At 69.1% G+C, this 19,603-nt stretch carries 19 protein-coding genes; 6 read left to right on the forward strand and 13 right to left on the reverse strand.

Features of this window, described 5'->3' with window-relative positions; genetic code table 11:
* Window positions 1-25: 25 nt before the first annotated feature.
* The gene (locus ACFYRH_RS37430) at window positions 26-931 is read right to left on the reverse strand and encodes a helix-hairpin-helix domain-containing protein (protein ID WP_387784985.1); all 906 of its coding nucleotides are present in this window, start codon (window positions 929-931) and stop codon (window positions 26-28) included.
* Between the two features lie 64 nt (window positions 932-995).
* Window positions 996-1,838, reverse strand: a complete 843-nt coding sequence (locus ACFYRH_RS37435) for a DegV family protein (protein ID WP_387784986.1) — start codon at window positions 1,836-1,838, stop codon at window positions 996-998.
* A gap of 54 nt (window positions 1,839-1,892) precedes the next feature.
* Between ACFYRH_RS37435 and ACFYRH_RS37440 the strand changes: the two genes are divergently transcribed.
* Window positions 1,893-2,399, forward strand: a complete 507-nt coding sequence (locus ACFYRH_RS37440; RefSeq protein ID WP_387784987.1) for a pyridoxamine 5'-phosphate oxidase family protein — start codon at window positions 1,893-1,895, stop codon at window positions 2,397-2,399.
* Window positions 2,400-3,185: 786 nt separating this feature from the next.
* Here the strand turns inward: ACFYRH_RS37440 and ACFYRH_RS37445 are convergent.
* From ACFYRH_RS37445 to ACFYRH_RS37485, 9 genes are all read right to left on the reverse strand, one after another.
* A complete protein-coding gene (locus tag ACFYRH_RS37445) occupies window positions 3,186-5,777 on the reverse strand; it encodes an ATP-binding protein (protein ID WP_387784989.1) in 2,592 nt (863 codons plus the stop codon).
* A gap of 170 nt (window positions 5,778-5,947) precedes the next feature.
* Window positions 5,948-6,142, reverse strand: a complete 195-nt coding sequence (locus ACFYRH_RS37450) for a hypothetical protein (RefSeq protein WP_387784991.1) — start codon at window positions 6,140-6,142, stop codon at window positions 5,948-5,950.
* 100 nt (window positions 6,143-6,242) lie between these two features.
* Window positions 6,243-6,647, reverse strand: a complete 405-nt coding sequence (locus ACFYRH_RS37455; protein ID WP_387784993.1) for a YjbQ family protein — start codon at window positions 6,645-6,647, stop codon at window positions 6,243-6,245.
* A complete protein-coding gene (gene leuS / locus ACFYRH_RS37460; protein WP_387784995.1) occupies window positions 6,647-9,127 on the reverse strand; it encodes a leucine--tRNA ligase in 2,481 nt (826 codons plus the stop codon). Before leuS ends, ACFYRH_RS37455 begins: the two co-directional genes overlap by 1 nt.
* A 184-nt stretch (window positions 9,128-9,311) precedes the next feature.
* Window positions 9,312-10,214, reverse strand: coding sequence for a helix-turn-helix domain-containing protein (locus ACFYRH_RS37465; RefSeq protein ID WP_387784997.1), 903 nt, complete (start codon window positions 10,212-10,214; stop codon window positions 9,312-9,314).
* Window positions 10,211-10,978 carry a phytanoyl-CoA dioxygenase family protein gene (locus ACFYRH_RS37470; protein ID WP_387784999.1) on the reverse strand — a complete coding sequence of 256 codons (768 nt, stop codon included), beginning with the start codon at window positions 10,976-10,978 and terminating at the stop codon, window positions 10,211-10,213. Before ACFYRH_RS37470 ends, ACFYRH_RS37465 begins: the two co-directional genes overlap by 4 nt.
* A gap of 83 nt (window positions 10,979-11,061) precedes the next feature.
* On the reverse strand, window positions 11,062-11,931 hold the full coding sequence (locus tag ACFYRH_RS37475) for a hypothetical protein (RefSeq protein WP_387785001.1): 870 nt from the start codon (window positions 11,929-11,931) through the stop codon (window positions 11,062-11,064).
* A gap of 86 nt (window positions 11,932-12,017) precedes the next feature.
* The gene (locus tag ACFYRH_RS37480) at window positions 12,018-12,257 is read right to left on the reverse strand and encodes a hypothetical protein (protein ID WP_387785002.1); all 240 of its coding nucleotides are present in this window, start codon (window positions 12,255-12,257) and stop codon (window positions 12,018-12,020) included.
* A 13-nt stretch (window positions 12,258-12,270) separates the two neighbouring features.
* Entirely contained in the window at window positions 12,271-13,950 is a 1,680-nt protein-coding gene (locus tag ACFYRH_RS37485) for a sodium:solute symporter family protein (RefSeq protein WP_387785004.1), read from the reverse strand.
* 170 nt (window positions 13,951-14,120) lie between these two features.
* Between ACFYRH_RS37485 and ACFYRH_RS37490 the strand changes: the two genes are divergently transcribed.
* The 3 genes from ACFYRH_RS37490 to ACFYRH_RS37500 are packed head-to-tail and all read left to right on the forward strand — an operon-like array spanning window position 14,121 to window position 16,376.
* Window positions 14,121-14,606 (forward strand): hypothetical protein, encoded by a 486-nt coding sequence (locus ACFYRH_RS37490; RefSeq protein ID WP_387785006.1) that lies wholly within the window; start codon window positions 14,121-14,123, stop codon window positions 14,604-14,606.
* Entirely contained in the window at window positions 14,603-15,742 is a 1,140-nt protein-coding gene (locus ACFYRH_RS37495) for a sensor histidine kinase (RefSeq protein WP_387785008.1), read from the forward strand. The genes ACFYRH_RS37490 and ACFYRH_RS37495 overlap by 4 nt, the downstream gene beginning before the upstream one ends.
* Window positions 15,735-16,376: a response regulator gene (locus tag ACFYRH_RS37500; RefSeq protein ID WP_387785009.1), complete on the forward strand. Its 642-nt coding sequence runs from the start codon at window positions 15,735-15,737 to the stop codon at window positions 16,374-16,376. Before ACFYRH_RS37495 ends, ACFYRH_RS37500 begins: the two co-directional genes overlap by 8 nt.
* Here the strand turns inward: ACFYRH_RS37500 and ACFYRH_RS37505 are convergent.
* Complete coding sequence (locus tag ACFYRH_RS37505; protein ID WP_387785011.1) at window positions 16,365-17,366, reverse strand: endonuclease/exonuclease/phosphatase family protein; 1,002 nt, start codon at window positions 17,364-17,366, stop codon at window positions 16,365-16,367. The two genes, ACFYRH_RS37500 and ACFYRH_RS37505, sit on opposite strands and share 12 nt — an antisense overlap.
* A 152-nt stretch (window positions 17,367-17,518) precedes the next feature.
* On the opposite strand from ACFYRH_RS37505, the gene ACFYRH_RS37510 reads away from it, so the two are divergent.
* Both ACFYRH_RS37510 and ACFYRH_RS37515 read left to right on the forward strand, forming a co-directional pair.
* Window positions 17,519-18,133, forward strand: coding sequence for a hypothetical protein (locus ACFYRH_RS37510; protein WP_387785013.1), 615 nt, complete (start codon window positions 17,519-17,521; stop codon window positions 18,131-18,133).
* Window positions 18,134-18,164: 31 nt separating this feature from the next.
* A complete protein-coding gene (locus ACFYRH_RS37515; protein ID WP_387785015.1) occupies window positions 18,165-18,587 on the forward strand; it encodes a carboxymuconolactone decarboxylase family protein in 423 nt (140 codons plus the stop codon).
* Here ACFYRH_RS37515 and ACFYRH_RS37520 read toward each other — a convergent pair.
* Window positions 18,584-19,597: an ABC transporter substrate-binding protein gene (locus ACFYRH_RS37520; RefSeq protein WP_387785016.1), complete on the reverse strand. Its 1,014-nt coding sequence runs from the start codon at window positions 19,595-19,597 to the stop codon at window positions 18,584-18,586. The genes ACFYRH_RS37515 and ACFYRH_RS37520 overlap by 4 nt on opposite strands.
* Window positions 19,598-19,603: the final 6 nt, after the last annotated feature.

Below are 19,603 nucleotides of genomic sequence, written 5' to 3' on the forward strand. Positions count from 1 at the left end.
CCCATCCAGAGCGGGTGATTCGGGGTCAGAGGTGGACATGGGGTTTGAGGGAGTCGAACTTCTTGGGGCCTACGCCGGGGACCTCCTGGAGTTGATCGACAGTGGTGAAGGGGCCGTTCTGGGTGCGGAAGTCGAGGATTCGTTGGGCCAGGACGGGACCGACTCCGGGGAGGGCGTCCAACTGGTCGAGGGTCGCGGTGTTGAGGTTGACGGAGACGTTCGCGGCTGCGGATGGCGTGGATGAGGTCGCGGCTGACGGGTTGCTGGGTGGGGGTTGGTTGGGTTGGCCGACGAGGATTTGTTCGCCGTCGGTGACCTGGCGGGCGAGGTTGAGCGTGGTCAGGTCGACGCCGCGGAGTGCGCCGCCTGCGAGAGTCAGTACGTCGGCGACGCGCGAGCCTGCGGGAGCGCGGATCAGGCCGGGGTGACGCACCTTGCCGGCGACGTGCACGACGACGAGCGCTTGACCCGGAGTGGCGGCGGCACCAGGCGACTGGTTGGTGCCCGACGGGCCACCAGGTGATTGGTTGGCGCCCGCGGTCTGGCCGGGTTCAGGTGAGTTGCCCTCCTGAGGGTTGACGGGTGAGCCGGTGATCGCGATGCTCGGGCGGGTGTCGGGCAGGGTTTCAGGGCGGGCTCGGAACAAGGACCAGCCGGCCCAGGTGAGACCGGCTGCCAGGATGACGACGAGAACGACGACATGTCGTGGGGTGATGGTCCAGCGCGCGTCGCGTAGTCGCTCGGGCCGGACCTGTTCGGGAATCCATCCGCCTCGCACCTGTTCATCACGCTCCTCCAGTTCGTCCTCCTGATGTCGGGCGTGAAGGTAGTCGTCGGCGGCAGGCGGGCCCGGCCGCACGCCGAGGCGGGACAGAGCACGTGCCCGGGCGTCATCGGGGCTGGGGTCGGGGTCGCGACGGAGAACCTTCACGCCCGGAGAAGGTACGAGTCCGCGGGCCTCGCGAACCGGCGAATCGAAATCTGTGGAGAACTACCTACCGCGGGCTGACCACGACGGCCAGCAAACCGGGACCGACATGGGCACCGATGACGGCGCCGACCTCGCGGAGGACGATCTCGTCGGCCGCGGGCAGGCGGTTGGACAGGTCGTCGGCGAGGATCTGGGCCTTCTCCAGGTTGGCCAGGTGATGGACGGCCAACTGGACAGCGGTGTCACCGGCCCGCTGGACCGCGATGTCGGCCAGTCGGGCGATCGCCCGGCTCGAAGTGCGGACCTTCTCGAGCGGGACGATCCGGCCGCCGCTGATCGTCAGCAGTGGTTTGACCGCGAGCGCCGTACCGAGGAGGGCCTGGGCGGCGCCGATGCGGCCGCCGCGGCGGAGGTACTCGAGGGTGTCGACGTAGAAGTACGCCGAGGTGGACTTCATCCGGGCCCGGGCGGCGGCCTCGACGCCGGCCGCGTCGGCACCGGCGGCGGCCGCGGTCGCCGCCGCGAGCACCGGGAAGCCCAGGCCCATTCCGAGGGACCGTGAGTCGACCACGCGAACCGGGATCGGGGACTCCTTGGCGCCGATCATCGCGGCCTCGAACGTGCCCGACATGTCGCCGGAGAGGTGGATCGAGACCACCGCTTCCGCCCCGCCCGCGGCGCAGGCGGCGTACGTGTCGGCGAACGTCTGCGGCGCGGGCCGGCTGGTCGAGACCGGGGTGAATGTCTTCAGCGCCTCCGCGACCGCATCGGCCGACGTGGCGCCGTCGTCGTACGACGTTCCGCCGATCACGACCTGCAGCGGCACGACGGTCAGCGGGTGGCGGAGCACCTCGTGCGTGGACAGACCGGCCGTGGAGTCGGTGACGACCTGCACGCGGGCTGACATGCAGCGAGGTTACCGGACAGTCATATGTCGGCGCTCGGTGCCAGAGTGCTGAAGATGAGGGAAACAGCAGCGGAAGTCACCGAGTTGCAGGCGCTCATGGACGCCGTCTATCCGCGGACGACCTCGCATCTGCGCAGCATCATCAAGGACCAGCGGCAGCTCAGCGCCGAGGTGCTGGTCCAGGTCCTGACCGGGATGTGCACGCTGACACTGGCGACGGTCACCGCGCACGGCGAGCCGCGGATCAGCGCGGTCGACGGCCACTTCCTGCACGCGAGATGGGTGTTCACCACGTCGGGATCGGCGGCGAAGGCGCGGCACCTGAGAGCGCGACCGGCGGCGAGCGCGGCGTACGTCGACGGCGAGCGGATCGGCGTGTTCACCCATGGGCAGGTCGAGTTCCTCGCGCCCGAGCACCCGGACTTCGCGGAGATCGAGGAGTACATGGTGGGTCATTACGGCAACTCGCCGTCGACCTGGGGCCCCGACATCGTCTACTGCCGTCTCCAACCGACCTGGGTCGTCGGGTACGGCGACGCGCGCCAACTGCTCGCCCCGTGAAGGAGGACCGCGCGGCGGGGGCGGTGGGAGGGGGGCGCCGCGCGGTGGCTTCTGAAACACCGTCGACAAAGTCAGCGAGGTGAAGGCCACCCCTCCCGGGACCTTCACCTCGCTTCGGACCTCGGCCAGGCCAGTGGCGTCCCCTCGTGCGCCAGTGACCCGGCTAGGTCGTGTCTGGCAATTCCGCGCCGAGTGCCGCGCAGTAGGCGGGGAATTGCCAGACACGACCTAGTCCCGCTGACTCCCCCTGGCTGTCAGCTGAAGTAGGTGGGTCCTCGGCGAGCTACTCCCCGTATCCGGTTCCGTGGGAACCGGCCTGACCGCGAGCTCGACGAGGTCCCGGGAGGTCCCAGCGGCCGGACCGCCGGTGAGTGACCAAACCCACCGGTTGATCGGCGCCAGCCGGGTCGTGACACTCGTCCCCTGTGTCGTGTGCCTGACCCTGTGCTGGGACCCCGCCCCGGAAGCAGTGCCCTGACGGCGCACCGCGTCCGGTTCAGGCAGGACAGCTCCGCACTGCACAGCACTCCGGAGCTCTCGGCAGCCGCTCGGCGCCCCCACCAACCAGCCGCCGGATGCCCTCCGCGTCGCCGCCACCGCGCTCGCCGGCAGGTCGACGGTGTGCCATGGCCTCTTCATGGTCACCGCTCCTTTCGCTGCCGCTGCCGCCCGGTGCCGGGCTCTGCTTCGTGGAACCTGCCCTACGGCTGTAATTCTTCGTCCGGCGCGTATGTCCGGACGAGGCAGAACAACCGGCAGTTACCCGGCAGCTTCAGCGGACCTGCGTCACGAAAGCGCGGTGAGGACGTCGTTGGCCAGCCGCTGCACCGCGGCCGCCGGATCCGGCTCGGGCCACCCGTCGGCGACCGAGGCGCTCGCGCAGGACTCCTGCAGCACCGCCCACGCGGTCGGCAGCATCGGCGGGTCCATCGACTGTTGCCACGCCAGCAGCTCACCGCACAGCCGGTCGCCCGCCTCGGAGCGACCCAGCGCATGCAGCACCGCCACGGCCTCCGGCAGTACTTCGAGCAGGTATACGACCCGCCCCTCGAGCAGCAGCCGGTTCAGCGCGTCCAGCACCGCTGTGCGGGCCTGCTCGACCTCACCAGCAGCCCGAGCCAGCCGGGACCGGTACAGCATCACCAGGTAGTCGAAGTACCCGCGGTGACCGCGGATGTCCGCGTCGGCCTGGTCGAGCAGTGTCCGAGCTTCTTCGTACCGGCCGTCGTGGTATTCGACCATCGCCAGACAGCCGGCCACCTTGGTCCGCTCCGGGTCGTCCGATGCCTGACTGTCGCGGGCGAGCAACGCCCAATGACGTGCGCCGGCGAGGTTGCCCAGCTCAAGGTCGACGCGGCTGAGTGCCATGTACGCGATCTCGTCCGGGTAGACGCCCGGATTGACCAGCGCGGCCTCCCAGGCGAGCAGGAGCTCCTTTGCCTCCACCAACCGGCCCCACCGCAGCAGAGCGAGCCCGCAGGTCGCCTGCACCGTCGCAGACCGCTGTACGTCGCCATGCTTGCGCGCATCCTCCACCAGAGCCGGCACCTCGGCCAGGCTCTGGGTGTCGAGCAAGTGCGACCCTGAGGAGACCCAGCCGCCACGCGCGACCAGGCCCATCTCGGTCTCTCCCGGGATCAGCGTGCGCGCTTCTTCGTAGTGGCGACGCGCACCGCGGATGTCACCGGTCAGACTGGACAGCCGCCCCGCGATGGCGAGCAGCCGGCCGCTGGTCTCCTTGTTCGCCACGTTCGCGGCGCACAACGTCGCCCAACGGATCCCGCTCTCGGCCACGCTCGCCTGGTATTGCCAGGCGATCCGGAACCCCAGAACGATCCGCGACGCGATGTCCCACTCCCCCAGCTCGGCCGCCCGCTCCAGCGCGACCTCGAAGAGCGCCGAGTTCGCATGCGCCGCCCGGTACCGCCGGTCGCGGTCCGGCGACGACCACGCGCCTTCGAGCCCCGAGACGTACGTCGAGCACCACGCGACCGCTCGATCCCGGAACTCGGTCAGATCGTCCCCCTGCGACGACAGACCGGCGTACGCGTGCTCCCGGATCGTCTCCAGCAGCTTGTACCGCGCGCCGTACAGCTGCTCGAACTCGTGCACCGGCTGCAGCAGTGACTTCTCCACCAGCTCGGCGAGCAGCATCGGTACGTCGATCTCGTCGATCGGCGTACCTGTGCAGACTCCGGCCACCGCTTCGAGCGTGAACGGCGAGCCGAGCACCGATGCGCGGTACAGCAACTGCCGCGCCGCGTCCGACAGCGCGTCGACGCTCCACGTGATCGTGTCGGCCAGCGTCCGCTGATGCGGTGCGCCGAACCGCCGCGGCCCGGACAGCAACCGGAACCGGTCGTCCAGCGCGGCCAGGATCGCGTCCACCGTCAGCGACCCGGCCCGCGCGGCCGCCAGCTCCAGAGCGAGCGGCAGACCGTCCAGCCGACGGCACAGCCGGGCGACGGTGGGCGCGTTCTCGGGCGTCAGCGCGAAACCCGGGCGGACCCGCGCCACGCGCCGGGTGAACATCTCGACCGCCGGGCTCGCCGCGATCTCCTCGAAGTTCTCGTCGTTCGCCGGTACGCCGAGCACCTGCACTCGACGTACCACTTCGTCCGGCAGACCCAGCGGGATCCGCGACGTGACCAGCACGCCGACGCCCGGGAAGCTCCGGACCATCCGGTTCGCCACCGTCGCCACCCCGTCGAGCACATGCTCGGCGTTGTCCTCGACGATGACCAGATCACCGGGTCGCCGACCGGACAGTACGGCGTCGAGGTCCGACGTACCCGGTGCGGTGCCGAAGGCGTCGAGGATGGCCGACGGTACGGCGGCGTCGCGCTGCACCGTGGTGAGGTCGACGACCACGACGGTCGTGTCGGCGCCGGAGAACCGGTCCGCCGCGGCCAGAGCCAGCTCGGTCTTGCCGACGCCACCGGGACCGACAAGCGTGACGAGCCGGTTCTGCCGGAGCAGCCCTTCGAGCTCGAACAGTTCCTGCTCGCGGCCGACCAGGCCGTCCGGGATCGGCCGGGTGCCTCGCCAGCGCAGACCGGTCGGCGCGGGGTCCGCGACCGAGACGACCTCCGGCGCGGCGGCAACCGTACGCACGACCGGACGCGCGGAGCCGTGGCCCGCGGTCGCGAGGAAGTGCTCGGTGTCGCCGTCCCGCAGCCCGAGCGCGGACGCGAGCAGCCGGACGGAGTCCTTCCGCGGCCGCGCGACCCGCCCGGCCTCCATCTCCCGGATCGACCGGACGCTGAGCCCGGCGCGATCCGCCAGCTCTTCCTGGGACAGGCCGGCCTGGACCCTCAAGTCGAGCAACAGGTCGGCGAAACCTCGCCGGCCGCCGGCCCGCCCATCCGTGTCCGACACTGCCCGTCACCCCTCTGGAGGCCCCACGTTCCTGTCACAACATAGCGTGACGAGCGTGTCCGTGCCGCGCCGATCCGGCGCGCGGGATGCGGCCTGGGTCACACAATTCGCCGGCCACGGCAATGGTTTTCCGGCTCGAGGGAAATGCTGCGAGATCAGAAATGCGCGTTTCAAGCAGTTGCGCGAACCGAGCGGGATTCATTGTCGACGGCGTACAGAGAAAGGACTCCGTGCCAGTCGTCGATCCGGGCCCGGGTGTCCGCGCGGCCGGAATCGGCATTCAGCAGGCTGCCGTCGGAAATCCCCCGGGTCGCACGAACCAGGAGCTCAACGGTGACGTCGCGGAGCGTGTCCAGGGCAGCCATGTGGCAATTCAAGCGGAGTCGTGTTTCGCGAACGTAACGCAGTCGGCAACATCACGATAAGTCACCAAGAAACGCTCGGCGACAGTTACCCGGTAGTCCGCTAACCGGCCAGGAACGACAATCTGACATGCCGGTCGGGATTGTCGCGATTGGTGTCGACCAGGCAGATCGATTGCCAGGTGCCGAGCGTCAACCGGCCACCCAGGACCGGCACCGTCGCGAACGGCGGAACCAGCGCCGGCAGCACGTGGTCCCGGCCGTGGCCGGGCGAACCGTGCCGGTGCCGCCAGCCGAAGTCCCTGGGCAGCAGGTCCTCGAGCACGCTGAGCAGATCGTCGTCGCTGCCGGCACCGGTCTCCAGGACCGCGATACCGGCGGTCGCATGCGGCACGAACACGTGCAGCAGACCGTCGCCACGCCCCGAGACGAACTGCTCGCACCGGCCCGTGAGGTCGAGGACGACCTCACGGGCACCGGTATGAATATCGAGGAGGACCGAGTCCATCAGGCGGGGACGATGTTGACCAGCTTGGGCGCCCGGACGATCACCTTCCGGGTACCGCGGCCGTCCAGCGCCTTCTCGATCGCCTCGGACGACAGCGCCAGCTTCTCCAGGTCGGCGTCGGAGATGTCCGGCGAGACCTCCAGCCGGTCCTTCACCTTGCCGGCCACCTGGACCACACACGTCACGGTCTCCTGCACCAGCAGCGCCGCGTCGACCTTCGGCCAGCCGGCCTTGGCGACGGTCGGCTGGTGGCCCAGCTCCTCCCACATCTCCTCGGCCGTGTACGGCGCGACCAGGCTCAGCAGGATCGCCACCGTCTCGACCGCTTCCCGGACCGCCGGGTCGGCCGCGCCGGGACCGGAGTCGATCGCCTTCCGGGTGGCGTTCACCAGCTCCATGATCCGGGCGACCATGACGTTGAACCGGTGCGAGTCGATCAGCTCGGCCGCGTCGGCCACCGTCCGGTGGGTCAGCTTGCGCAGCTCGACGTCACCGGCGGCCGGGTCCGCGCCGACCGGCGCCTCGACCGCTCCGGCCAGCCGCCACGCGCGCTGCAGGAACTTCAGCGAACCACCCGGCGACATGTCGGCCCAGTCGATGTCGTCCGCGGGCGGACCGGCGAAGACCATGGTCAGCCGGACCGCGTCCACGCCGTACTCGTCGATCTGGTCGCCCAGGTTCACGCCGTTGCCCAGGGACTTGCTCATCGCCTTGCCCTGGTTGATGACCTGACCCTGGTTCAGCAGCCGGGTGAACGGCTCGACCGCGTTCAGCAGGCCCATGTCGTGCAGCGCCTTGACGAAGAACCGCGCGTACAGCAGGTGCAGTACGGCGTGCTCCTTGCCGCCGACGTACTGGTACACCGACATCCAGCGGTCCGCGGTCTCCCGGTCGAACGGGCCGTCGGTGTACTCCGGCGACAGGTAGCGCAGGAAGTACCAGGACGAGTCCACGAAGGTGTCCATCGTGTCGGTGTCCCGCTCGGCCTTGCCGCCGCACTTCGGGCAGTCGACCTCGACCCACTCGCGGGCGGCCGCCAGCGGCGAGACACCCTTCGGCTGCAGGTCGGCGCCGCGCAGGTCCGGCAGCTCCATCGGCAGCTGGTCGTCCGGGACCGGCACCTCGCCACACGACGGGCAGTGGATGATCGGGATCGGGCAGCCCCAGTAGCGCTGACGGCTCAGCAGCCAGTCGCGCAGCCGGTAGTTGATCGTCCGCTCGCCCAGGCCCTTGTCCTGCAGCCAGTCGATGATCCGCGACTTCGCCTCGGCGACGTCCAGCCCGTCCAGGCTGATCTCGTCGTTGGCGCTGTTGATCGCCGGTCCGTCACCGGTGAACGCCTTGCCGTCGAAGTCCGGCGTCGGCTGCACGGTGCGGACGATCGGCAGGCCGAACTTCTCCGCGAACTCCCAGTCCCGGGTGTCCTGGCCGGGGACCGCCATGATCGCGCCGGTGCCGTAGTCGGCCAGCACGTAGTCGGCGGCCCAGATCGGGATCCGCTGCCCGGTCACCGGGTTGACGGCGTACGAGCCCAGGAAGACACCGGTCTTCTCCCGCTCGGTGCTCTGCCGCTCGATCTCGGTGGTCGCCTTCACCTTCGTCAGGTACTCGTCGAAGGCGGCCTGTTGCTCCGGCGTGACCAGCTCGGCGGCCAGCTTCGCGTCCGGCGCGACCACCATGAAGGTGGCGCCGAACAGCGTGTCCGGACGGGTGGTGAAGACCCGGATCGGCTCCTCGCGACCCTCCACCTGGAAGTCCGCGAACGCACCCTCGGAGCGGCCGATCCAGTTGCGCTGCATCAGCAGGATCTCTTCGGGCCACTGCAGCAGTTCCATGTCGTCCAGCAGCCGCTGGGCGTACTCCGTGGTCTTGAAGTACCACTGCGTCAGCTCGCGCTTGGTGACCTCGTGGCCGCAGCGCTCACAGCGGCCCTGGATCACCTGCTCGTTCGCCAGCACGGTCTGGTCGTGCGGGCACCAGTTCACGTACGACGCCTTGCGGTACGCCAGACCGCGCTCGTACAGCCGCAGGAACAGCCACTGCGTCCACCGGTAGTACTCCGGGTCCGACGTGTGCAGGCGACGGGACCAGTCGAAGCTGATCGCGTACCGGCGGATCGACTCCGCCTGCGTCTCGATGTTGGCGTAGGTGAACGTCGCCGGGTGCTCGTTGCGCTTGATCGCGGCGTTCTCGGCCGGCAGCCCGAACGAGTCCCAGCCGATCGGGTTCAGGACGTCGTACCCCTGCTGGAACCAGTAGCGGGCCAGGACGTCGTGCAGCGCGAACACCTCGGCGTGGCCCATGTGCAGGTCGCCGGAGGGGTAGGAGAACATCGTGAGCGCGTAGCGCCGCTCGGCCGAGCCGTCGTCCTTGGCCTTGAAGGGGTCCAGCTTCTCCCACACCGGACGCCACTTGGCCTGCATGGCGTTGAAGTCGTAGCCACCCCGGTCGATGGGGGTGTCCTCCACCTGCTCGCTCACGGTCCTACTCCATACTTCGTGTCTTTGGTTGAGCCTAAATGTGCCAGACGGCACTCCCTGGACATAAAAAAGCCCCTCACACAGGAGGGGTCGCCGTACTGACCGGCGCTCGGCGCCTGGATGCCAGTACGGCTAACTAAGGAGCAGGCTCACTCGCATACGTCAAGACTACCACTGCCCGTCACTAGAGGAACTCGGTGCCGCCGGTGCGGCGGTGGTCGCCTGGGGTTCGGCCGTACTTGCGTTTGAAGGCGGTCGAGAACGGGCGTACGTCGGAGTACCCGCAAGCTCGTGCCACCTCGGTGACGGAGAGCGTGTGATCCAGGAGCAACTGTGCGGCCAGCTCGAGACGCAGGCGCCACAGCGTCGACATGATCGACGCCCCGGTCTGCTGCGTGAACAGTCGCTCCGCGTGCCGTTCCGACAGGTGTACGACGGCCGCGACGTCCCTGACGGTGATCGGCCGGGAGAGGTTGTCGCGCAGGTGACGCTGCATCGCCTCGACCACCACCGGACCGCGGTCCCGGCGTACCGGGTCCACCGCGAGGTCGTCGTCGAGGGCGAACGCACGCGCCGTTTCGACGACGAGTGTGCCGCCGAGCGCCGCGAGGGTCGTGGTGTAGCCCGAGACCGGCGCCGCGGCTTCGGCTGCGAGTGCGCTGATCAGTGCGGGCAGCGAGCCGACCCGGTCGGACAGAACCGGTCCGCTGCTCCGCGTGAGACCGGACCACCAGCCCAGCTCGTCAGGCGCGGGCGAGCCGCCCGGGCGGAAGGTGAAGCCCCAGAAAGCGATGCCCAGCGGAGACGTCTCGCTGGACTCGATCTCGTGGATGTCCCCCGGCCGCGCGAGGAACACCGACCCCGGTACGACGTCGTACTGCACGGAACCGTTGTTGAAACGGCCCTCGCCCGAGTACGCGAGGCAGACCTCGTGGAAGGAGTGGGTGTGCCAGTAGTTCCGCCAGTACTCCGGCCGGTAGTGCCCCCAGCTGAGGAAGTCCGCGTGGAAGCCGTCGACCTCGCAGGACTCGAGCAGTCCCGCGAGGTCGACGAACCGATCCGCCGTGGCGACGGACTCCAGGCTCAAACAGCGCTCCTGCCGGTGGGGTCGACTCCTCGCAGCATCATGCCCTGGCCGAGCGACCACTCGTGCGTCTTCACCGTCGGCGGGTCCGACGGGTCGCGGTACTGGATCAGCCAGGTCGTCCGCGCCTCGTCGCTGACGTTCACGCCCGACCCGTGCACCGTCAGGTAGGTGAAGAACAGCACGTCACCGGCCTCGGCCGGCTGCGGGGTCGCCGCGTCGAAGGACGGCTCGAGCAGGTGGTACGAGCCCTCCGGGCTGTGCTCGCGCGGCCCCTCCTTGTGGCTGCCCGGGATGACCCGCACGCAGCCCTTCTCCTCGGGCGCGTCGTCGAAGTGGAAGATCGCCGCGCCGACCCGGTGGTAGGTGTGCGGGAAGAACGGGTGGTCCTGGTGCAGCGGGAACGGCGAACCGTTCTCCGGCGGCTTCACGAACAGCTTGGTGTGGTGCAGCTGGACGTCCTCGACACCCATCACCGCGGCGGCCACGTCGGTGAACCGCGGGTCCACCAGCAGCTTCGAGAACGCGGCGTCGTAGAACTGCGCGTCGTGCAGGTGCTGCAGCTTGGTCGGCGCCTCGGTCATGCCCCGGGCGGCGCCCCAGGTCGGGTCGTCGGAGCGGTTCAGCCGCGCCAGCAGGTCGTGGCTGCGCTGCCGGTAGTACGCCGCTTCTTCCTTGCTGAGCAGGCCTTTCACCAGGACGAAGCCGTCCTCGGCGTACTGCTGCGCGAGCGTCGAGAGCTCGGGCTTGTCAGAGGTGATCGTCATCTCGGAGTTCCTCCTGATCGGGTACTTCGAGACTACGAACGCCGGCGCCCGGACGGGAGGACCCGACCGGACGCCGATGTTCGTCAGACGGACATGCCTAGAACCCCGGCGGTCCAGTCACGCACCTTCCGACGGCCCTGGTAGTAGCCGATGAAGTCGTCCCGGCCCCCGGCCGTTCGCGAGACCTGGTCGTAGACCGCCGACTCGCCGTACGCACCGAACGTGGCGAACTCGATCAACGCGCCGCCGACGAACCTGAGCAGCCCGGACACCGGCTCCTTCAGCGGCTTCGGGAACTGCACCTCGAGCAGCGCGACCAGGTCGGCGTCGGTCCGCTCGATGAGTTCGAACGCGCGCGCCTTCTCGGCGTACGACAGCCGGGCGAACGGCGACAGGTGCGGGCCGTTCACCGCGAGCGGGTTCACCTGGGTCGCCATCAGGTTCAGCAGGCCGGCGATCGGGAACGACAGCGGCAGCGCTTCGGCACCGCGCAGGTACGCCGCGAGCGCCCCGTCGAGCGCGCGCAGGCGGACCGGGGGCACGTCGAGACCGGGCAGCTCGATCCCCGAGTCGGCGAGGCCGGTCACCAGGGCGGCCCCGATCGGCTGGGCGAGCTCGTCCGGGAACGGGACGAAGTTGTCGAGCGAGTTGATGATGAGGTCGGTCGCGCCGGCCTCGATCGCGCCGGGCGTCGAACTCGGCGTGCCCTGGGTCCGCGAGTACGCGTCCGGGCCGGGCATCGCGAACACCGTGAGCCCGTTCAGCGTGTCCCGCGCGAGCTCGGCGAGCAGCGGCCGGACGACGTCCACCGCGGGCGTCGGCACCGGCTTGGTGGCGGCGCCGACGGGGGCGAGCAGGCTGCGCGCAAGGAACCCACCGCCCCCGGCCGCCGCGCCCAGGATGCCGACCCGAGCCAGGAAGGCCCGTCTGGAAAGCATTCCCGGTCTGACCATGCGACGTCCTTCGTTGTGGGACCAGTAGGGCGTGGCCGGCGGTCCCTATGTCTATTGGTCCCACAACGAAGTGTGCACGGTCTGGGTTACTGCTCGTCCTCGGCGGGGACGGCGATCGGGCGCAGCCGGGTCCACGCGACGAACAGGGCGGCGAACACCAGCATCCCGATGCCGCCCCAGAGGTTGATGTTGATCCCGGCGGCCTTGTCGATCTCGGCCTGCTTCTCGACGATGCCGAGGATCGTCAGCACCAGGCCGTAGATGCCGACCAGGGCCGCGATCACGATCCGGATGTCGAACGCTCCGGCCTTCTTGTTCTCTGCCATCTCGAATACTCCCTCAGCCGAAGATGATGTTGAGGACGACGGTCAGCGCCAGCGAGATCCCGGCCAGCAGCACCGGTTTGCGGTACCAGCCCCCGTCGCCGGCGACGGCCACCTCGGTGCGCTGCTCCTTCGGCGTCAGCGACCACACCAACCCGACCAGCTCGGTGTCCCGTTTCGGGATCGTCACCAGGCTGACCAGCACACTCACCAGGATGTCGACCACGAACGCGGCGCCGGCGCCGACGAAGCTCGCGCCCTGACCCGGCAGGTTGATGGCGCCGTTCTCGGACAGGATGAAGACCAGAATCGCGGTCGCCGTACCGCTGACCAGGCCGATCCAGCCGGCCGTCGCGGTCATCCGCTTCCAGAACATACCGAGGATGAACGTGGCGAACAGCGGTGCGTTGAAGAACGAGAACAGCTGCTGCAGGTAGTCCATCAGGTTGCTGTAGCCGGACGCGATCGCCGCGGTGCCGATCGCGATCAGCGTGCCGGCCACGGTCACCCAGCGCCCGGTCCGCAGGTAGAAGTCGTCCGGCCGGTCCTTGATGATGTACCGCTCGATGACGTCGTACGACATGACCGTGTTGAACGAGCTCAGGTTCGCCGCCATACCGGCCATGAACGACGCCAGCAGACCGGTGATCGCCAGGCCCAGCATGCCGTTCGGCAGCAGGTCGCGCATCAGCAGCAGCAGCGCGTCGTTGTAGTCGACCTCACCGGTCCCGTTGGCCTTGAACTGCGCCAGCTCCGGTACGACGACCGCGGCGATGATGCCCGGGATGATCACGATGAACGGGATGAACATCTTCGGGAACGACCCGATGATCGGCGTCCGCCGGGCCGCGGACATGTTCTTCGACGCCATCGCCCGCTGGACCTCGACGAAGTTCGTCGTCCAGTACCCGAACGAGAGCACGAAACCGAGACCGAAGACCAGACCGATCACCGACAGGAAGCTGTTGTTGAAGCCGCTCAGCGCGTTGCCCGGCCAGGCCGACATCTGCTCGCCGCCGCCCGGCGACGCGGTCACCTTGTCGACCAGGCCCTGCCAGCCGCCGACCTTGTGCAGGCCGACCAGGGTCAGCGGCAGCAGCGCGGCGACGATCACGAAGAACTGCAGCACCTCGTTGTAGATGGCCGCGGACAGGCCGCCGAGCGTGATGTAGCTGAGCACGATGGCCGCGGCGACGATCACCGACACCCAGATCGGCCAGCCGAGCAGCACGTTCACGATGGTGGCCAGCAGGAACAGGTTCACGCCGGCGATCAGCACCTGGGCGAGCGCGAAGCTGACCGCGTTCACCAGGTGCGCGGGCTTCCCGAACCGGCGCAGCATGAATTCCGGCACGCTGCGGACCTTGGAGCCGTAGTAGAACGGCATCATCACGACGCCGAGGAACAGCATCGCCGGGATCGCGCCGATCCAGAAGTAGTGCACGGTCGGCATGCCGTACTGCGCGCCGTTCGCCGACATGCCCATGATCTCGATCGCGCCGAGGTTGGCCGAGATGAACGCCAGCCCGGTGACCCAGGCCGGCAGCGACCGGCCGGACAGGAAGAAGTCCAGGCTGCTCGACACCGCTCGTCTGGCCAGGTACCCGATGCCGAGGACGAAGACGAAGTACAAGGCGATGATGATGTAGTCGATCGCCGTCGCATCCAGTCTGAGGATGGATTCTTGCGGAAGCATGCGCCCTCCGGATCGCCCGATCACTGTGACAGGTCGTGTTGTTACCGGTCAGGAACGTTACTCCTACTTTCAACCAGACGAGCGGCGACCCGGCGGACGCCCCGTCTCCACCCCGATCTCCACCCGTGGTCGGTCCTCACCGAGGGTGCGCCGGACCTACCGTCCGTGACATGAGCTTCGGAACCGTACCCAACGCACTCGTCGTGATCGCCGTCGTGGTCGTGGTCCTCGCCCGGCGGCTGTCCTGGTCCGAGCTGGAGAACTCCGACACCGACGTCTGGCGCGGCCCGGTCGTGCTGATCGGCGTCGGGGTCTACCAGCTGTACGACCGGCACACCGGCCTCGGCGTGGTCGACGTGACCCTGCTGGTGATCGGCGCCGCGCTCGCCCTGGTCGCCGGGGTCGCCTCCGGCCGGGTCGCCCAGGTCGAGCGGCGCGCCGGGAAGGTGTTCTTCCGGCTCGGGATGCCCGGACTCGGCATCATGGTGGCCTACCTGGTCGTCCGGCTCGGACTGGCCGGCGTCGGCCACCTGCTCGGGGCCTCGGTCTCCGGCGGCGGCGCACTGCTGGTCTCGATGGGTGCGAACCTGTTGACGCAGTCACTGATCATCCAGAGCAAGGCGCATCGCGACGCAGAGGAGTACAGCACCCAGTGAGCCTGCTGACGAGGCTGGCGGCGGTTCTCCCCTCCCGGCCGCACGGAGAGAGCGGTTGGGTCGGCCGGGTGCTGACGGCTGGTGTGGCGGTCGCGGTCCTGGCGACCGCCCGGCCGGCCGACGCCTGGGTGTGGGTCGCGCTGTGCACCGGGTTCGTGGTCTTCGCCATTGGGTCGGTACTGATGGCGGAGCGCCCGTACCTCGCGCTGGTGCTGCTCACGGCCGTCGCGACCGGCAGCGCGGTGATCGCCGGGTACCCGCAGTCGAACGCATTGGTGCTGGTGCTGGTCGCGATCACCGATGTCGCCGTCCTGGACCTCCGGCGGCACGGCAATCGGCCGATCATCGCGGCCGGCGTGTGCGTGGCAGCTGCTTATGCGGTGTCAGCCTGGCTGTTCGACCAGTCCGACACCTGGTACTTCACCCAGCTGTTGTGGACCGCAGTCCTGGTTGCTTTCGGGTTGAACCGGCGGCAGTACGAGGTGCAGGCGCGGCAGACCGAGCAGTTGCTGGAGCAGACCAGACTGGCGCAAAGCGAGCATGCCCGAGCCGCGGCGCTGGAAGAGCGTGGCCGGATCGCGCGCGACCTCCACGACGTACTGGCGCACTCGCTGGGCGCACTGAGCGTTCAGCTCGAAGTAGCCGAGGCGCTGCTGGAGGAGCGTGCTGACAAGGCAGGTGCGCTCGAGCGGGTACGCCGTTCGCGCAAACTCGCCGTACAGGGTCTGGCGGAGGCGCGGAACGCCGTCGCCGCGCTGCGGGCGGATGTGGTGCCGGACTTGCCCGAGGCGATCGCTGCGCTCGCGGAGCAGCACGAGACGGACCACAGCACGCCTGTCCGGCTGACCGTCACCGGTGCGGCCGTGAAGCTCGAGTCCGGTGTCACAGTCGCGCTACTCGGCGCAGCGCGAGAGGCGCTGACCAATGCGGCCAAGCACGCGCCCGGTCAGGCAGTGGAGATGCAGTTGGCATATCAGAACGGAGTACGAGTGTCGGTCCGGAACAAGGGTGTGACCGATGGAGCCGGGTTCGGGCTGGCCGGGATGCGGGAGCGACTGGCTCTCGTCGACGGGACATTGACGGCCGGGCCGGACGGGGACGACTGGCTGGTGGTGGCGGAGGTGCGTGATGAGTGAAGCGATCCGGGTGATCGTGGCGGACGACCAGCAGGTCGTCCGCGAGGGACTGGTCGCGCTGCTCGAACTGATCGACGGCGTCCAGGTCACCGGCGCGGCCGCGAACGGTGTCGAGGCCGTCGACCTGGTGGCCCGGGGCAACGTGGATGTCGTCCTGATGGACCTGCGGATGCCGGTCCTCGACGGCACCCAGGCGACCGCGAAGATCACCGCCGACTTCCCCGAGGTCGCGGTGCTGGTGCTGACGACGTACGCCGACGACGCCTCGATCGCGAACGCGCTCCGTGCCGGGGCCCGCGGTTACCTCACCAAGGACGCCGGCCGCGCCGAGATCGGCGCTGCGCTGCGGTCCACCGCGGCCGGGCAGTCAACGTTCGATCTCGAGGTGTCAAGACGGCTGGTGGCGGGTCTGACCACGCCCGAGCAGGAGACCGCCGGCCTGACCGCCCGGGAGACCGAGGTACTGCGCCTGATCGCGCGCGGACTGAGCAACCAGGAGATCGCCGAGCAGCTGTTCATCGGGGAGGCGACCGTCAAGACGCACATCAACAACACGTTCGCGAAGATCGGCGCCCGGCACCGCGCGGAGGCGGTCCGGTACGCCTACCGCAAGGGGATCGCGTCAGATCCGTAGCTCGGCGACGACCGGGCGATGGTCGCTGCCGGTCGGGCTCATCACCCACGCCTTCGTCGGGGTGACGCCGCGCACCAGGATGTGGTCGATCCGAGCCATCGGGAACTTCGCCGGCCAGGTGAACCCGAACCCGGTGCCGGCCGCGCCCTGCGCCGACCGGAGGCCGGCGGTCAGCGGGGCGAGACTGCGGTCGTTCGCCGTCCCGTTGAAGTCGCCCATCACGATCACGCCGGCCAGCCGCTCGTCCGCGATCTGCCGGCCGAGCGCCTTGATCGTGTCGTTGCGCTGGTCCGAGGTGAAGCCGCTGGTGCCGACCCGGACCGAGGCGAGATGCGCGACGTACACGGCCACCTTGCCTTCCGGCGTACTGACCTCGGCGCGCAGCGCCCGGGTCCACTTGAACCCGACGTCGACCGACTTCGTCTCCACCACCGGGTACTTCGACCACAGAGCGACCGTGTCGCGGGACACCTCGTACGGGTACTTCTTCGCGAAGGCGGTCTTGTAGATCTTCAGATCGCCGGTGGTGAGTTCCTCCAGCGCCATCACATCCGCGTTCGCGGCGAGCAGGTCCTGCGCGGTGGCCTTCGGGTCCGGGTTGGCGGCGTCGACGTTGTGGGTCAGCACCCGCAGGTCGTACGCGCCACCGCCGCCCTTGCCCGGGATCAGGAGGTCGCCGAACATCAGGCCCCAGACCAGCAACGGGACCAGCAGCGCGACGCCGGCGATCGCGGACCGCCGTACCAGCGCTGCGATGCCGAGGACCGGCACCGCGAGACCGACCCAGGGCAGGAACGTGTCCAGCAGGCTGCCCAGGTTGCCGACCGAGTTCGGAACGTGACGATGGAAGATCAGCGGCAGCACCGACAGGATCGCCAGCACCGCGATCACCCGCCCGCGCCGCCACGCACCGCCCTTCTTGCGGCGTCGCGAATCCGTCCGCGACGGCGCGGCTCTACGGGTGGCGACAGCGGTCTGGCGGTCCGGCATGCAGCGATTGTTGCGGACACCGGGCTCGGACCAAAGTCCATGCCGGGTCGGGTTCGGTGATTTCATCCGTACGGACGACCGGGCCGGACCGGAATGATGAGGATGGCGTGAGAGGGCTGGTGCCTTCGGTGGACACCAACCACAATGCGGGTATGGCGTCCGCGCGGATCACCGAGCCCTTCGTCGTCAAGCGCCACGGCCTCGGCACGACGAGGACCGCACTCGCGCTCGGCACGGTGATCTTCGCGCTGATGGTGGCGCTCACGCTCGGCATCGTGATCGTTCAGACAGTGCGCGGCGCATCGATCCGGCAACCGCTCGAAGCGGTCTGGCTGGCCTGGGGCGGTACGCCGCTGATCTTCGCCGTCGGGTTGCCGATCCTGCTCCTGGTCGGGGCGATCACGGCACTCGAGGAGCGGCGTGAGGAGGACACTGACGACGTACTGCTGACTGTCGACGACGACGGGATCTATCTGGGCGGCGAGCAACCGCGCACGATCCCCTGGGGCGAGATCCGCGGTGTCTGCCGGCTGGAGCGCCAGGCGGTCAACGGCGAGGGCGAGGAGACGTGGGAGCCGCGTCTGGTGGTGATGCTGCTCGACGAGGAGGCGCTGCCCCGCAGTACCAAGGCCTGGGGCCCGTCCTGTCCGTGGCCCGGCACCCACGAGGTCCTCGGCCGCACCCTTCCGTACGACGACCTCGTCACCGCCGTCACGCAGCACGCCCCGCACGTCCCCGTCACCAACCGCGGCCGGGTCGCAGACTGATCACTGGCTGATCGCTGGCTAGCCTCGGGGCATGACGGCTCCCGATATCAACAGCCCCGAAGAACAGGCCCGCTACCGGCGCGGGCACGAGGTCCTGTCGAGCATCGACGGCGGCGGCGCGCCGGCCGTGATGGCCGGCCTCGCCGACATCGCCCCGGCCCTCGCCCACCACATCGTGGCCTTCGGCTTCGGCGACCTGTACTCCCGCCCGGCCCTCGAACCGAGGCAACGCCAGCTCGTCACCCTCGGCATCCTCGCCACCCTCGGCGGCTGCGAACCCGAACTCGAAGTACACGTCCGGACCTCCCTCAACGTCGGCCTGACGCCACAGGAGATCGTCGAGACCTTCATCCACACCGCGGGGTACGCCGGTTTCCCGCGCGCGATCAACGCCATCACGGTCGCCAAGAAGGTCTTCGCCGAGCGCGGGCTGCTCCCGGTGGCCGACCTCTAGCCCTTGGCCGTGAGCAGCTTCTCCAGGTCGTCGAGCACCGCCATCGCGCCGATCGGCCCGAGTCCGAGGAACCAGACCTCGTCGTCCACGCGGGCGGACTTGCCGGCCTTCACAGCGGGCAGCGTCTTCCACAGGTTGCCGTTGACGACCTTGTTCTCGTCGGTGGTGTCCGGCTTGCCGTAGCTGGAGTAGAAGATCCAGTCGCCGACAGCCTGGCCGATGTTCTCCTGCGAGACCTCGACGGCGAGGTCCTGGACGTCCTGGACCTTCGGCCGCGGCAGCCCGATGTCCTTCAGGATCACGCCGATGAAGGACAGGTTGCCGTACAGCCGGATCTCGCCCGGACGGAACCGGACCAGCGAGATCGTCGGCGATCCCTGGACCTTCGACTTCACCTCGTCGGCGCGCTTCTGGTAGTCGTTCAGCAGCCCGGTGGCCTTGTCCTCCTCGCCCACCGAGTCCGCGACCAGCAGGAAGTTCTCCTTCCACGGGAACCCGGGCCGGATGCTGAACACCGTCGGCGCGATCGCGCTGAGCTTGTCGTACAGGTCGTTGGCACGCAGCTTGCTGCCGAGGATCAGGTCCGGCTTCAGCGCCGCGATCGCCTCGAGGTTCAGCTCACTGATCCCGCCGACGGTCTTGATCCCCTGCGCCTTGTCCGCGAGGTACGACGGCACGCCGCTCTGTCCCGCGGTCGTCGCCATCCCGACCGGCGTGATGCCGAGCGCGAGCACGTCGTCCAGCTCGCCGCTGTCCAGCACGACCACCCGGGACGGCTTCTTCTCCAGCTTGGTCTCGCCGAGCGCGTGCTTCACGGTCCGCGGGAACGCGCCCGCGGCGGCGTCCGAGCCGAGTTTCGCGGTCGCCGTGTCGGCGGTGGAGAACAGCCGCCCGCCGGTCGCGACCTCCTTGTCCCCCACTCCGGTGTCCGCGCTCTTGGCGTCTCCGCCACCACACCCGGCCAGCGCCAGGACGGCGGCCGAGACGACGATCCCGATCAGCTTCTTCACGGAGGT

This window comes from Kribbella sp. NPDC004875 (assembly GCF_042873375.1).
GTDB lineage: Bacteria > Actinomycetota > Actinomycetes > Propionibacteriales > Kribbellaceae > Kribbella.

Excerpts from the sequence above, each read along its gene's own strand:
- ACFYRH_RS37475 (WP_387785001.1), bottom strand. The coding sequence starts at position 11,931 with ATGGTCAGACCGGGAATGCTTTCCAGACGGGCCTTCCTGGCTCGGGTC.
- ACFYRH_RS37505 (WP_387785011.1), bottom strand. The coding sequence starts at position 17,366 with ATGCCGGACCGCCAGACCGCTGTCGCCACCCGTAGAGCCGCGCCGTCG.
- ACFYRH_RS37480 (WP_387785002.1), bottom strand. The coding sequence starts at position 12,257 with ATGGCAGAGAACAAGAAGGCCGGAGCGTTCGACATCCGGATCGTGATC.
- ACFYRH_RS37510 (WP_387785013.1), top strand. The coding sequence starts at position 17,519 with ATGGCGTCCGCGCGGATCACCGAGCCCTTCGTCGTCAAGCGCCACGGC.
- ACFYRH_RS37470 (WP_387784999.1), bottom strand. The coding sequence starts at position 10,978 with ATGACGATCACCTCTGACAAGCCCGAGCTCTCGACGCTCGCGCAGCAG.
- ACFYRH_RS37485 (WP_387785004.1), bottom strand. The coding sequence starts at position 13,950 with ATGCTTCCGCAAGAATCCATCCTCAGACTGGATGCGACGGCGATCGAC.
- ACFYRH_RS37440 (WP_387784987.1), top strand. The coding sequence starts at position 1,893 with ATGAGGGAAACAGCAGCGGAAGTCACCGAGTTGCAGGCGCTCATGGAC.
- ACFYRH_RS37500 (WP_387785009.1), top strand. The coding sequence starts at position 15,735 with ATGAGTGAAGCGATCCGGGTGATCGTGGCGGACGACCAGCAGGTCGTC.
- ACFYRH_RS37455 (WP_387784993.1), bottom strand. The coding sequence starts at position 6,647 with ATGGACTCGGTCCTCCTCGATATTCATACCGGTGCCCGTGAGGTCGTC.
- ACFYRH_RS37435 (WP_387784986.1), bottom strand. The coding sequence starts at position 1,838 with ATGTCAGCCCGCGTGCAGGTCGTCACCGACTCCACGGCCGGTCTGTCC.
- ACFYRH_RS37450 (WP_387784991.1), bottom strand. The coding sequence starts at position 6,142 with ATGGCTGCCCTGGACACGCTCCGCGACGTCACCGTTGAGCTCCTGGTT.
- ACFYRH_RS37515 (WP_387785015.1), top strand. The coding sequence starts at position 18,165 with ATGACGGCTCCCGATATCAACAGCCCCGAAGAACAGGCCCGCTACCGG.
- ACFYRH_RS37490 (WP_387785006.1), top strand. The coding sequence starts at position 14,121 with ATGAGCTTCGGAACCGTACCCAACGCACTCGTCGTGATCGCCGTCGTG.